Source organism: Paraburkholderia sp. SIMBA_054 (genome assembly GCF_046534875.1).
Lineage (GTDB): Bacteria > Pseudomonadota > Gammaproteobacteria > Burkholderiales > Burkholderiaceae > Paraburkholderia > Paraburkholderia hospita.
The window spans coordinates 1-253 of sequence record NZ_JAWRXV010001235.1 but is presented as its reverse complement, the minus strand read 5'-3'; the positions used below and the strand labels follow the sequence as shown (position 1 = coordinate 253).

1 pseudogene is annotated in these 253 nt (G+C 74.3%); it reads left to right on the top strand.

The features are described 5' to 3' along the window. Positions 1 to 51: 51 nt before the first annotated feature. A pseudogene (locus SB822_RS59050) lies at positions 52 to 253 on the top strand (MFS transporter); the annotation flags it as partial.

Sequence of the window (253 nt, the reverse complement as noted above, 5' to 3'; positions counted from 1 at the left end):
CGGCACCCCGGGCCGGTTTGCGCGGCGCCGCCGGCGTTCTATCGTGTGCCGATGGATGCCCCCGTCCCGACCACGACCGCCGCGCGCAGGGCGCCAACCGCCACCGCGCCGCACGGATACCTGCTGCTGGCCGCCTCGGCGGTGCTGATGTTGACCATGGGCGTGCGCCAGACCACCGGCCTGTTCGTCGAGCCGATCCACCGCGACACCGGCCTGGGCATCGCCGCGATCAGCTTCGCGCTGGCGGTAGGGC